Source organism: Streptomyces sp. NPDC006476 (assembly GCF_040612015.1).
In the GTDB taxonomy this organism is placed as follows: domain Bacteria; phylum Actinomycetota; class Actinomycetes; order Streptomycetales; family Streptomycetaceae; genus Streptomyces; species Streptomyces griseorubiginosus_B.
The window spans coordinates 44,309-56,408 of sequence record NZ_JBEXPK010000028.1; the positions used below are offsets into that span (position 1 = coordinate 44,309).

The 12,100-nt window shown below is 69.7% G+C and carries 9 protein-coding genes; 2 read left to right on the plus strand and 7 right to left on the minus strand.

The genetic code is table 11. The features are described 5' to 3' along the window. Positions 1–47 precede the first annotated feature (47 nt). The 5 genes from ABZZ74_RS28975 to ABZZ74_RS28995 all read right to left on the minus strand — a co-directional run bounded on the left by ABZZ74_RS28975 (position 48) and on the right by ABZZ74_RS28995 (position 7,327). Entirely contained in the window at positions 48–1,082 is a 1,035-nt protein-coding gene (locus ABZZ74_RS28975) for a LacI family DNA-binding transcriptional regulator (RefSeq protein ID WP_356769824.1), read from the minus strand. A 296-nt stretch (positions 1,083–1,378) separates the two neighbouring features. Further along, a complete protein-coding gene (gene ispG / locus ABZZ74_RS28980; RefSeq protein ID WP_356769826.1) occupies positions 1,379–2,536 on the minus strand; it encodes a flavodoxin-dependent (E)-4-hydroxy-3-methylbut-2-enyl-diphosphate synthase in 1,158 nt (385 codons plus the stop codon). 167 nt (positions 2,537–2,703) lie between these two features. Beyond that, positions 2,704–3,996: a site-2 protease family protein gene (locus tag ABZZ74_RS28985; RefSeq protein WP_356769939.1), complete on the minus strand. Its 1,293-nt coding sequence runs from the start codon at positions 3,994–3,996 to the stop codon at positions 2,704–2,706. Between the two features lie 8 nt (positions 3,997–4,004). Further along, the gene (dxr, locus tag ABZZ74_RS28990; protein ID WP_356769828.1) at positions 4,005–5,267 is read right to left on the minus strand and encodes a 1-deoxy-D-xylulose-5-phosphate reductoisomerase; all 1,263 of its coding nucleotides are present in this window, start codon (positions 5,265–5,267) and stop codon (positions 4,005–4,007) included. Between the two features lie 128 nt (positions 5,268–5,395). Next, positions 5,396–7,327: an acyl-CoA dehydrogenase family protein gene (locus tag ABZZ74_RS28995; RefSeq protein ID WP_356769830.1), complete on the minus strand. Its 1,932-nt coding sequence runs from the start codon at positions 7,325–7,327 to the stop codon at positions 5,396–5,398. A gap of 293 nt (positions 7,328–7,620) precedes the next feature. Between ABZZ74_RS28995 and ABZZ74_RS29000 the strand changes: the two genes are divergently transcribed. Both ABZZ74_RS29000 and ABZZ74_RS29005 read left to right on the plus strand, forming a co-directional pair. After that, positions 7,621–8,640 carry a LacI family DNA-binding transcriptional regulator gene (locus ABZZ74_RS29000; RefSeq protein WP_133047415.1) on the plus strand — a complete coding sequence of 340 codons (1,020 nt, stop codon included), beginning with the start codon at positions 7,621–7,623 and terminating at the stop codon, positions 8,638–8,640. Positions 8,641–8,695: 55 nt separating this feature from the next. After that, positions 8,696–10,753: a TIM-barrel domain-containing protein gene (locus tag ABZZ74_RS29005; protein WP_356769833.1), complete on the plus strand. Its 2,058-nt coding sequence runs from the start codon at positions 8,696–8,698 to the stop codon at positions 10,751–10,753. Positions 10,754–10,779: 26 nt separating this feature from the next. Here ABZZ74_RS29005 and ABZZ74_RS29010 read toward each other — a convergent pair whose 3' ends face one another. Together ABZZ74_RS29010 and ABZZ74_RS29015 are read right to left on the minus strand one after the other, a co-directional pair. After that, on the minus strand, positions 10,780–11,349 hold the full coding sequence (locus ABZZ74_RS29010; RefSeq protein ID WP_356769835.1) for a chorismate mutase: 570 nt from the start codon (positions 11,347–11,349) through the stop codon (positions 10,780–10,782). A gap of 34 nt (positions 11,350–11,383) precedes the next feature. Continuing rightward, complete coding sequence (locus tag ABZZ74_RS29015) at positions 11,384–12,097, minus strand: hypothetical protein (RefSeq protein WP_356769837.1); 714 nt, start codon at positions 12,095–12,097, stop codon at positions 11,384–11,386. Positions 12,098–12,100 lie beyond the last annotated feature (3 nt).

Sequence of the window (12,100 nt, forward strand, 5' to 3'; positions counted from 1 at the left end):
GCTCGAACAAGGTCCTGCGAGACATCGGATCTGTCAAGGCGCTGAGCTCAGATTGGTCCGGACGAACCACGAACCCGCAGCTCAACGGCGAGCGTTACCGATTCGATGCCTTCGTCGCCCGCCATCAGCCGGGCGAGCGCGTCGCCGGCCACGCGGCCGAGACCGCCGCGGGGTACCGCTACCGTGGTCAGCGGCGGCGAGGAGTAGCGGGCCAGATCGATCTCGTCGAAGCCGGTCAGGGACAGCTCCCCGGGCACCCGTACGCCCATCTCGGTCAGCCGGGACAGCAGCCCCAGGGCCACGAAGTCGTTGTAGGCGACGACCGCGGTGGCGGCGCTGTCGACGACGGCGGGCCCGGCGCCGTACCCCTCGTCCGTGGTGGATCCGCAGGCCAGGACGGTCACCTCCAGCCCGAAGGCCCGGGCACCGGAGAGCGCCCGCAGCCGCTCCTTGTTGGCCCAGGAACCCTGAGGGCCGGCGAGGTAGGCGACCTTGCGGTGGCCGAGCTGGGAGAGGTGCCCGCACAGCGCGAGCAGGCCCTGGTAGAAGTCCACACACACGGAGGTCAGGGCGAGGCCGGGCTCCTGCCGGTTGGCGACGAGCAGCGGGACCCCGCGCGCGACGAGGGCGGCGAGTTCCTGCCGCGGCATCCGGGGCGAGGCGAGCAGCAGCCCGTCCGCGTACCGCATCAGCTCCTCGGCCAGCTCCCGCTCCACGCCCGGATCCTCGTCGGAGTCCATGACCACGACCCGCGCGCCACGCTCCCGAGCGCTCGCGGAGAAGGTCTTGATCAGGTCGCTGAAGTGCGGGTTGGCGAGATCGGGCACGAGCACGCCGATACTCCCCGAACGCCCCCGGGCCAGCCCCTGGGCCGCCGCGCTCGGCCGGTACCCCAGCTCCTCGATGGCGAGCCGCACCCGGTCCGCGAGGACCGGGTCCACGGTCCCGATGCCGTTGAGCACCCGGGAGACGGTGGACACGGAGGCGTCGGCCGCGCGGGCCACATCCGCGATGGTGACGCGTTTGGCCCGCCCGCCACTCCGAGCCGACCGGGGTTCCCGCACCCGCGGGGGTTCCGCCATGGCCATCGGGCTCTCCCTCCGGTCGGTCCCGAGAAGGCCCGAGGGAGCGCTTTCTCGACGACGACGGCTTCTGGGGAGAAGCTAGCGGTGGGGAGCCGGGTGGGGAAGATCCCATGCGGGTGGTGGCGGGGCGGGGACGCGCGGTTCGGCCATGGCAGGACGTGGCGAGGCGGGACGCCACGATGGCCGTGCGGGCAGACGCGCCCCGAAGGGGCGCGGGGAACTGCGCGACAAGCCACGACGAAACCCGCGGACGGCTGAAGGACAGCAGGCCCGACCACGGGCCGCCCCGGGCATCAACCCTTGACCGACACCTCGGGCTCGCCCGACGCGACCCCGGCCTCCTCCATCTGCTCGGCCAGCTTCATGGCCTCCTCGATGAGGGTCTCCACGATCTTCGACTCGGGGACCGTCTTGATGACCTCGCCCTTGACGAAGATCTGCCCCTTGCCGTTGCCGGACGCGACGCCGAGGTCTGCCTCACGCGCCTCACCCGGACCGTTGACGACACACCCCATGACGGCCACCCGAAGCGGAACCTCCATCCCCGTGAGCCCCGCCGTGACCTCCTCCGCGAGCTTGTACACGTCCACCTGCGCGCGCCCGCAGGACGGACACGACACGATCTCCAGGCCCCGCTGCTTGAGGTTCAGGGACTCCAGGATCTGGTTGCCGACCTTGACCTCCTCGACGGGAGGGGCGCTCAGCGAGACCCGGATCGTGTCGCCGATGCCCTGCGAGAGCAGCGCGCCGAAGGCGACCGCCGACTTGATCGTGCCCTGGAACGCCGGCCCCGCCTCGGTCACCCCGAGATGCAGCGGGTAATCACACTGCGCGGCGAGCTGCTTGTACGCCTCGATCATCACGACCGGGTCGTTGTGCTTGACCGAGATCTTGATGTCCCGGAAGTCGTGCTCCTCGAAGAGCGACGCCTCCCACAGCGCGGACTCCACCAGCGCCTCGGGCGTCGCCTTGCCGTACTTCTGCAGCAGCCGCCGGTCGAGCGAGCCGGCGTTGACGCCGATCCGGATCGGCGTGCCGTGGTCCTTGGCGGCCCGCGCGATCTCCTTGACCTTGTCGTCGAACTGCTTGATGTTCCCGGGGTTCACCCGCACCGCGGCGCAGCCGGCCTCGATCGCCGCGAAGACGTACTTCGGCTGGAAGTGGATGTCGGCGATGACCGGGATCTGCGACTTGCGGGCGATCGTCGCGAGCACGTCCGCGTCGTCCTGCGTGGGGCACGCCACCCGCACGATCTGGCAGCCGGACGCCGTCAGCTCGGCGATCTGCTGCAGGGTCGCGCCGACGTCGGAGGTACGGGTCGTGGTCATGGACTGCACGGACACGGGCGCGTCACCGCCCACCGCCACGGACCCGACCTGGATCTGCCGGCTCTTCCGACGCTCGGCAACCCTGGTCGGAACGGACGGCATGCCGAGAGAAATCGCAGTCATCTGCTGTGCAACCCCAAGTCGTGGATCAAGATCCGGTCCCGGAACAACGGGCTCCAGGCTTCGAGATTACGGCACCCGCCCAGGCCCGAGCACATCCCGCTCCTAAACGCACTCAAACGAAGGCGGCCCGGAACCGATGGCTCCGGGCCGCCGCGAACTCCTCATGGCTAGGTGATTTTCACCGGGTTAACGACGTCCGCCACCAGGACCAGAAGCGTGAAGCAGACGAAGATCCCCGCCACCACATAAGCCACCGGCATCAGCTTCGCCACGTCGAAGGGGCCCGGGTCCGGGCGCTTCAGGAGGCGGGCCAGGTTGCGGCGGAGGGACTCCCACAGGGCGCCCGCGATGTGGCCGCCGTCCAGGGGGAGCAGCGGGAGCATGTTGAAGAGGAACAGGGAGAGGTTGAAGCCGGCGACCAGCATGACGAACATCGCCAGTTGCTGGGTGGCCGGGACGTCCAGCGTGAAGATCTCGCCGCCGACGCGGGCCGCGCCGACCACGCCCATCGGGGAATCGGGGGCGCGCTTGCCGCCGTCGAACGCGGCGTCCCAGAGGCCGGGGATCTTGCCGGGCAGGGCGGCGATGGAGTCGACGGCGTCGCCGACGCGGTCGCCCATCCAGGTCAACGACTGGCCGAAGTCCTGCTTGACGATGCCGGTGGCGGCGCTGAAGCCGAGGAAGCCGGCGCTGACGTACTTGCCCTGGACGATCTGGCCGCTGGAGTCCTTCTTGGCGACCTGGTTGGTGGCGATGGTGGCGTGGAGGGTGACCTCCTTGCCCTGGCGGTCGACGACGATCGCGACGGGCTTGCCGGGGTCGGAGCGGATCAGGTCGGACAGCTTGTTCCAGTCGTCGGTCCGTACGCCGTCGAAGGAGACGATCTTGTCGCCGGGCTTGAGACCCGCGGCGGCGGCCGGGGAGGCGGGGTCGCCCTTCTTGCAGGTGTCGCGGTTCTCGCTCTGGGCGATCACGCACTGGGAGACGGAGCTGACCGTGGTGGTCTGCTGGGAGATGCCGAAGCCCATCAGGACGGTGAGGAAGAGGGCGACGGCGAGGATCAGGTTCATGAAGGGGCCCGCGAACATCACGATGACCCGCTTCCAGGGGGCGCGGGTGTAGAAGAGGCGGGTCTCGTCGCCGGGGCGCAGTTCCTCGAAGGCGGCGGAGCGGGCGTCCTCGATCATGCCGCGCCAGGGTGAGGTGGAGCGTGCGGTGATCTTGCCGTCGTCGCCGGGCGGGAACATGCCGATCATGCGGATGTAGCCGCCGAAGGGGACGGCCTTGATGCCGTACTCGGTCTCGCCCTTCTTGCGTGACCAGATGGTCGGGCCGAAGCCGACCATGTACTGGGGCACGCGGATGCCGAAGAGTTTGGCCGTGGACAGGTGCCCCAGCTCGTGCCACGCGATCGAGATCAGCAGGCCGAACGCGAAGACGACTATGCCGAGGATCATCATCAGGGTCGTCATGCACGCGCCTCCGCGGTCGCCGTGGTCTGCGTCAGTTCCCTCGCCCGGGCTCGTGCCCAGGTCTCCGCTTCGAGGACGTCCGACACGGTGAGTGAGGTTCCCGTACGCGGTGTGCCGTGTTCCTCGACCACTCGCGTGACGGTTTCCATGATCCCGTTGAAGGGGAGCGCGCCGGTGCGGAAGGCCTCGACGCTCTCCTCGTTGGCCGCATTGAACACCGCGGGGGCGGTGCCCGCGAGTTCTCCGACGTGCCGGGCGAGGTTCACCGAGGGGAAGGCGTCGTTGTCGAGGGGGAAGAACTCCCATGTCGACGCCTTGCTCCAGTCGAAGGCGGGTGCCGCGTCCGGGACGCGTTCGGGCCAGCCGAGGCCGATGGCGATGGGCCCGCGCATGTCGGGGGGTGTCGCCTGGGCGATCGTCGATCCGTCCGTGAACTCAATCATCGAGTGGACATACGACTGGGGGTGCACGACCACCTCAATGCGGCTGAAGGGAATGTCGTAGAGGAGGTGGGCCTCGATCACCTCCAACCCCTTGTTGACGAGGGTCGCGGAGTTAATCGTGATGACGGGGCCCATGGCCCAGGTGGGGTGGGCGAGGGCGTCCTCGACGGTCACCCGGGCGAGGTCGGCCTTGGTACGGCCGCGGAAGGGGCCGCCGGATGCGGTGACGACCAGTTTGCGTACGTCGGCCCGGGTGCCGGAGGCCAGCGCCTGGAAGAGGGCGGCGTGTTCGGAGTCGACGGGGATGATCTGGCCGGGCTTGGCGAGGGCCTTGACGAGGGGGCCGCCGACGATGAGCGATTCCTTGTTGGCGAGCGCGAGGGTGCGTCCGGCTTCCAGGGCGGCGAGGGTGGGAGCGAGTCCGATGGAGCCGGTGATGCCGTTGAGCACGGTGTGGCAGTCGGCGGCGGCGAGGTGGGTGGCCGCGTCGGGTCCGGCGAGGATCTCGGGGAGAGGATCGCCGGGGCCGTACAGGCTCGTGAGTGCCTCGCGCAGCTGGGGTACGACGTCCTCGCGGGCGACCGCGACGGTCCGTACCCGGAGCTGGTGCGCCTGCTCGGCGAGGAGGGCGACGCGGCCGCCGTTGGCGGAGAGGCCGGTGACCCGGAAGCGGTCGGGGTTGCGCCGTACGAGGTCGATGGCCTGGGTGCCGATCGACCCGGTGGAGCCGAGGATCACCACGTCCTTCGGGCCGCTGCCCGCCACGGGGTCGTAGACGAGGTGCGGGTCAGCGAGTGGGGATGGACTGTCGCTCATTCCTCCATTGTGGCCGTAAGGACGGTGTGTGAGGACAGCGCGTCCCCCTCGTCCCCCGCACGGGGGGTGAGGGGGACGCGTCTTCGTCTCTTCGGTCACGCTCGCCCCGAGCGTCTTCGTCCCTTCGGTCAGCTGATGGGGCGGTGGACGTTGTCCTTCTCGGAGGGGCCGGGGGCGGCCTCGGCGATCCAGGGGCCTTCGCCGGACGGGTCGACGATGCCCTGTTCGAGCCATTCGTAGGTGCCGGACATGACGCCCTTGACGAGTTTGCGGTCGACGTCGTCGGTGTTGGTCCACAGCCGGTTGAAGAGTTCCTCGACGCGGATGCGGGCCTGGCGGCAGAAGACGTCGGCGAGCTGGTAGGCCTCGCGGCCGTGGTCGCCCTGGCTGCGCAGGAGTTCGGCGCGGACGCAGGCGGCGCTCATCGCGAACAGTTCGGCGCCGATGTCGACGATCCGGCCGAGGAAGCCCTGTTTGGTCTCCATCTTCCCCTGCCAGCGGGACATGGCGTAGAAGGTGGCGCGGGCGAGCTTGCGGGCGTGCCGTTCTACGTAGCGCAGGTGTCCGGAGAGGTCGACCTCCCGCTTGAACTCGCTGTAGGAGGCGGGGAGTTGGCCTGGGCCGGCGACGAGTTTCGGCAGCCACTTGGCGTAGAAGACGCCCGCGCCCATGCCTGCTTTCGCCTTGTCCTGGAGGGACTTGTCGGGGTCGATGAGGTCGCCGGCGACGGACAGGTGGGCGTCGACCGCCTCGCGGGCGATGAGGAGGTGCATGATCTCGGTGGAGCCCTCGAAGATGCGGTTGATGCGCAGGTCGCGGAGGACCTGTTCGGCGGGGACGGCGCGTTCGCCGCGGGCCCGGAGGGAGTCCGCCGTCTCGAAGCCGCGGCCGCCGCGGATCTGGACGAGTTCGTCGGCGATGAGCCAGCCCATCTCGGAGGCGTAGAGCTTGGCGAGGGCGCCTTCGATGCGGATGTCGTTGCGGTCCTCGTCGGCCATCTGGGAGGACAGGTCGAGTACGGCCTCCAGGGCGAAGGTGGTGGCGGCGATGAAGGAGATCTTGGCGCTGACGGCTTCGTGCTGGGCGATCGGCTTGCCCCACTGCTCGCGGGCGGCGGACCATTCGCGGGCGATCTTCAGGCACCACTTGCCGGCGGCGACGCAGGAGGCGGGGAGGGAGAGCCGGCCGGTGTTGAGGGTGGTGAGCGCGATCTTCAGGCCGGCGCCCTCGGGGCCGATGCGGTTGGCGGCGGGGACGCGGACCTGGTGGAAGCGGGTGACGCCGTTCTCGATGCCGCGCAGGCCCATGAAGGCGTTGCGGTTCTCGACGGTGATGCCGGGCGAGTTGGTCTCGACGACGAAGGCGGTGATGCCGCCCTTGTGGCCCTCGCTCCTGGGGACGCGGGCCATGACGACGAGGAGGTCGGCGACGACGCCGTTGGTGGTCCAGAGTTTGACGCCGTCGAGGACGTAGTCGTCGCCGTCGCGTACCGCGGTGGTGGCGAGGCGGGCGGGGTCGGAGCCGACGTCCGGTTCGGTGAGAAGGAAGGCGCTGATGTCGGTGCGGGCGCACCGGGGCAGGAACTGTTCCTTCTGTTCCTGGGTGCCGAACAACTTGAGCGGCTGCGGTACGCCGATCGACTGATGTGCGGAGAGCAGTACGCCGATGGCCGGGGAGGCGGAGCCCGCCAGGGTGAGGGCCTTGTTGTAGTACACCTGGGTGAGGCCGAGGCCGCCGTACTTGGTGTCGATCTTCATGCCGAGGGCGCCGATCTCCTTGAGGCCGTTGATGACCTCGTCGGGGATGCGGCCCTCGCGTTCGATGAGGGCGCCGTCGACCTTGGTCTCGCAGAAGTCGCGGAGCTTGGCGAGGAACTCCTCGCCGCGCTGGGCGGCCTCGGTGGAGGGGGTGGGGTGGGGGTGGACCAGGTCGAGGCGGAAGCGGCCGAGGAACAGTTCCTTGGCGAAGCTGGGCTTGCGCCATTCCTGTTCCCGGGCCGCCTCGGCCACCTGGCGGGCCTCACGTTCGGAGACGATGGGCTTGGCGGGGCTGGCGGACATGCGGCTCACCTCGTCGCGAAGGGGGATCTTGGGCGTATTGGTTACCGACGGGTGCTACCCGATCGTATGTACCCGATACCGGGCGACCCCACCACCCTTCGCGCGACCGTTCGGCCGAAGGGGTGTCTAAGCTGACATCCCACGTTTGTCGTCTTTGGGTGAGGAAGTCTGTCGAAGCGCTTCGACAGACTATGGACACCCAGGGGCGGCAGAGCTAGTGTCGGACCACCCCCACACCCACCCCTGTCAGTCATGCGCACTGTCGAAGCGCTTCACACCGCTTGGAGAGCTGGATGGTCACCCTCGCCGAGGTCGCCCAGCACGCCGGAGTCTCGGCGAGCACGGTGAGCTATGTCCTCAGCGGCAAGCGGTCCATCTCCGCGACCACCCGGCAGCGGGTCGAGCAGAGCATCCGCGAGCTCGGCTACCACCCGAACGCGGGCGCCCGGGCGCTCGCCAGCAGCAGGTCGAACATCATCGCGCTGATGGTCCCGCTGCGCACCGACATGTACGTGCCGGTGATGATGGAGATCGCCATCGCGGTGGCCACGACGGCCCGCACCCATGGGTACGACGTGCTGCTGCTGACCGGCGAGGAGGGCCCGGACGCCGTCCGCCGGGTCACCGGCAGCGGGCTGGCGGACGCGATGATCCTGATGGACGTCGAACTCGACGACGAGCGGCTGCCGTTGCTGCGCGGCACCGACCAGCCGTCGGTGCTGATCGGGCTGCCCGCCGAGACGACGGGTCTGACCTGCGTGGACCTGGACTTCCGGGCGACGGGCGCACTGTGTGTGGAGCATCTGGCGATGCTCGGTCACCGTGACATCGCTGTCATAGGCGAGGCACCGGCGGTCTACGAGCGGCACACCGGTTTCGCGGAGCGCACGCTGGACGGACTCCGTTCGCGCGCCCGGGAGTTGGGGGTGCGGCTGCTGCACCGGCCGTGCGAGGGCGGGTACGACGCGATGGCCGTGACGCTCGCCCGCATCCTGGACGAGCGCCCGGGCACCACCGGGTTCGTCGTGCAGAACGAGTCGGCGGTGGAGCCCCTGCTCGCCCTGCTGCGTCAGCAGGGCCGTGCCGTTCCCGAGGACGTGTCCGTGGTGGCGGTCTGTCCGGAACAGGTCGCCGTCCAGGCCTCGGTGCGGCTGACGTCCGTGGCCATCCCCGCGCAGGAGATGGGCCGGTACGCCGTGGAGCACCTGGTCGCCAAGCTCGACGGCCGGGGCACGGACGAAGTGGTGCTGATCGCACCCGAGTTGACGGTCCGGGCGAGTACCGGCCCGGCACCTTCCGGCCGTACTTCCTGACCCCGTTTTCTGGGTGTCCGCAGGGCACCCGCACGAGCTTCCGGGAGCACCCTTCGTGAACCAGCCCGCCGATCAGCGGCATCAGGTCAGCCTCGCGCAGTCGTCGCCCACCGTCGGCACCTTCCGTGAGCGGGACGGCGCGCTGGAGTGGAGCGGCCGCCAGGAGACCCTGCGCGTCGAGCCGTGGGGTCCGGACGCGGTCCGGGTGCGTGCCCGGCTCGGCGGGCCGGTCCTCGAGGGGCTGCCGGGCGCGCTTCTCGACGCGGCACCGGCCACCGAGAGCAGCGTCAAGATCGGTGACGGGGAGGGGCGGTTGACCGTCGGCGCGCTGACCGTCGAGGTGAGCGCCGAGGGCCTGCTCCGTTTCCTGCGCACCGAGGACGGCGCCGAGGTGCTGGCCGAGGAGCGCGCCCATTTCTGGTGGCCGGGGTCGCGGCTGTACACGGCCGTGGGCAACGGCCACCACCGTCTCGAGCAGCGCTTCGCCGCCTACGACGACGAGCGGCTGTACGGGCTGGGCCAGCACCAGCACGGCCGCTTCGACCAGAAGGGGCTGGTCCTGGACCTGGTGCAGCGCAACGCCGAGGTCGGCATCCCGGTGCTGTCCTCCAGCCGCGGCTACACCTTCCTGTGGAACAACCCGGCGATCGGCCGGGTGGAGCTGGCAGGGAACGGCACCCGGTGGGTGGCCGACTCGGCCCGGCAGATCGACTACTGGATCACCGCGGGGAGTCCGGCCGACGGTCAGCGCCGCTACAGCGCGGTGACGGGCCGGACGCCGATGCTGCCGGAGTGGGCGGCGGGCTTCTGGCAGTGCAAGCTGCGCTACCGGACGCAGGACGAACTCCTTGAGGTGGCACGGGAGTACAAGCGGCGGGGGCTGCCGATCTCCGCGATCGTGTGCGACTTCTTCCACTGGACGCACCTCGGCGAGTGGAGGTTCGACCCGGCCGAGTGGCCGGACCCGGCGGCGATGGTCCGTGAACTGGACGAGCTGGGCATCAAGTTGGTGGTCAGCGTGTGGCCGTCGGTGTCGCCGCTCAGCGAGAACCATCCGGTGATGGAGCAGCGCGGCTACTTCATCGGCACGCAGTACGGGCCGATGGCGCACGCCGACTGGCCGGACAAGGGGGTCGCGTCGACCGTCCAGGTGGCCTTCTACGACGCGACGAACCCTCAGGCGCGGGAGTTCGTGTGGTCGAGGGTGCGGGACAACTACCTGCGTCCGTACGGCATCACGGCGTTCTGGCTGGACGCCTGTGAGCCCGAGCTGAAGCCGGGTTTCCAGGAGAACCTGCGGTACTGGGCGGGTCCGGGGCTGGAGGTCGGCAACATCTACCCGGCCGAGAACTCCCGGACGTTCCACGAGGGTCTGCAGGCCGAGGGCGAGGAGGTCCTCACCCTCAACCGCTCGGCGTGGGCGGGCAGTCAGCGCTACGGCGCGGCCCTGTGGTCCGGGGACATCGGCACGGACTTCCCGACGCTGCGGCGGCAGATCGCGGCGGGGCTGAACACCGCGCTGTCCGGCATCCCCTGGTGGAACACGGACATCGGCGGCTTCCACGGCGGCGATCCCGACGACCCGGCGTACCGCGAGGTCATGGTGCGCTGGTTCCAGTTCGGGGCGTTGTCCCCGCTGATGCGCCTGCACGGCTTCCGTGACCCGGCGATGCCGCTCGGCCCGCAGATGACCGGCGGTCCGAACGAGGCCTGGTCGTACGGGGAGGAGGCGGGCGCGATCCTGGAGCGGTATCTGCGTCTGCGTGAGCGTCTGAGGCCGTACGTGCTGGAGGTCATGCGGGAGGCGCACGAGGAGGGACTGCCGGTGATGCGGCCCCTGTTCCTGGAGTTCCCGGAGGATCCGGCGGCCTGGTCGGTCGACGACGCCTATCTGTTCGGACGGGACCTGCTGGTGGCCCCTGTGCTGGAGGCGGGCGCGACCACCCGCAGCACGTATCTGCCGGCGGGGTCGACGTGGACGGACGCGTGGACGGGCGAGGTGTACGAGGGCGGTTCGTCCGTGACGGTCGACGCGCCGTTGGACCGTATCCCGCTGTTCCTGCGGGACGGGGCGCGGCTTCCGATCGCTGCGGAGGAGTCGCCGCGCCCCTGAGACCGGCGTGGCCGGATCCCCGAGGGTCAGTTACGGCACACGGAGGCCAGGGACCGAACCAGGGCCCCCGTGTGCAGGAAGTCCGCGTGCTTTTCGTAGGAGACCTCGGTGACCGCCACCGCGAGCTCGGGACGACAGAGCGCCCCGCCGCGCTGCGGGGTGGAGTCGGCGACGGCCTGGACCAGGTCGGTGTTGATGCGGTTGATGGTCTGGCGGACGACGTTCAGGTCCGGCTTCGTGGTCGGCGCCTGGTCCGGGTGGGCCGTCCAGCGGGCGTAGAGGGTCCGCTGGACGATCTTGTTCGCCTCGATCTGGTCGCGGAAGACGCGGCGGATCTCGTCGGGGTCGGCGCCGATCCGCTGGGCCTGCGCGGCAGCCGTGTCAAGGACCTGCTGCTCTCGGGCCGGGTCGTCGATGGGGCTGTCGGTGCCCCACTTGGCGGCGGCCACCAGGTCGGCGGTGGCGACGCGTTCGGCGGCCAGGGAGACCACGGGAAGCAGCGGTGAGGACGTGGGGGCCGCCGTCGCGGTGCCCGGCAGGGCGAGCAGCGCGGCGGCGGCGATCGCTGTGGCGCTCAGGGGGGTGGTGATGCGCATGTGCTCATCAAACCCCAGCCCGCCCACCTTCGGGTCAACTGCTGCTGACGCTCTCGCTGTTGACGGTGAAGTTCAGGCCACCGGAGGACGACGTGATCTCGAAGCCGAACTGCAGATCCCCGATGGTGACGTTGCCGAACCAGCCCTTGGTGTCCTTGATCCACTTCAGGATGGGCAGGACGTTGACAGTGCCGGCGGTCGAGTTCGAGGTGCGGACGAAGGAGAAGACGTCGTTGGAGCCGTTGTTGCCCTTGTAGACGGTCCAGGTGTGGCCGCCCAGCGTGACGGTGCCCTGCGAGGTGCCGAGCGGGCCCACCGCGCCGGTCTTGTTGACCCAGAGCATGATCTCGTACTTGTAGCCGGTGTCCCAGATGTCGTACGACGTGTTGTAGGCGCCGGACGACGGGACCGAGACGTTGTAGCTGCTGGTGAGCGAGGCGAGCGAGGTGATCGACTTGTTGATCACCTTCTTGGCGTTGGGGTAGGACTTGATGCCGCCGGTGTTGGGGTGGTTGGCGTTGACGCCCCAGTTGGTGCCGGAGTTGGCCCAGATGCACTGGCTGCCGGCGCCGGAGCCCCAGATGTTGTTGTAGAGCGTGTAGCCGTTCAGCGTGGTGTTGCCCCACTGGTCGCAGGAGCTCCAGACGGCGGCGGAGGCGGGGGCGGACGCGAGGCCGACGGTGGCGCCGAGGGCCATCGCCGGGGCCAGCACGGCCATGGTGACCGTGCGCAGGGTGCTGTGTGCCATGGT

Coding starts and splice junctions, on each gene's coding strand:
- ABZZ74_RS28975 (WP_356769824.1), bottom strand. CDS start 1,082: ATGGCGGAACCCCCGCGGGTGCGGGAACCCCGGTCGGCTCGGAGTGGC.
- ispG (WP_356769826.1), bottom strand. CDS start 2,536: ATGACTGCGATTTCTCTCGGCATGCCGTCCGTTCCGACCAGGGTTGCC.
- ABZZ74_RS28985 (WP_356769939.1), bottom strand. CDS start 3,996: ATGATGATCCTCGGCATAGTCGTCTTCGCGTTCGGCCTGCTGATCTCG.
- dxr (WP_356769828.1), bottom strand. CDS start 5,267: ATGAGCGACAGTCCATCCCCACTCGCTGACCCGCACCTCGTCTACGAC.
- ABZZ74_RS28995 (WP_356769830.1), bottom strand. CDS start 7,327: ATGTCCGCCAGCCCCGCCAAGCCCATCGTCTCCGAACGTGAGGCCCGC.
- ABZZ74_RS29000 (WP_133047415.1), top strand. CDS start 7,621: ATGGTCACCCTCGCCGAGGTCGCCCAGCACGCCGGAGTCTCGGCGAGC.
- ABZZ74_RS29010 (WP_356769835.1), bottom strand. CDS start 11,349: ATGCGCATCACCACCCCCCTGAGCGCCACAGCGATCGCCGCCGCCGCG.
- ABZZ74_RS29015 (WP_356769837.1), bottom strand. CDS start 12,097: ATGGCACACAGCACCCTGCGCACGGTCACCATGGCCGTGCTGGCCCCG.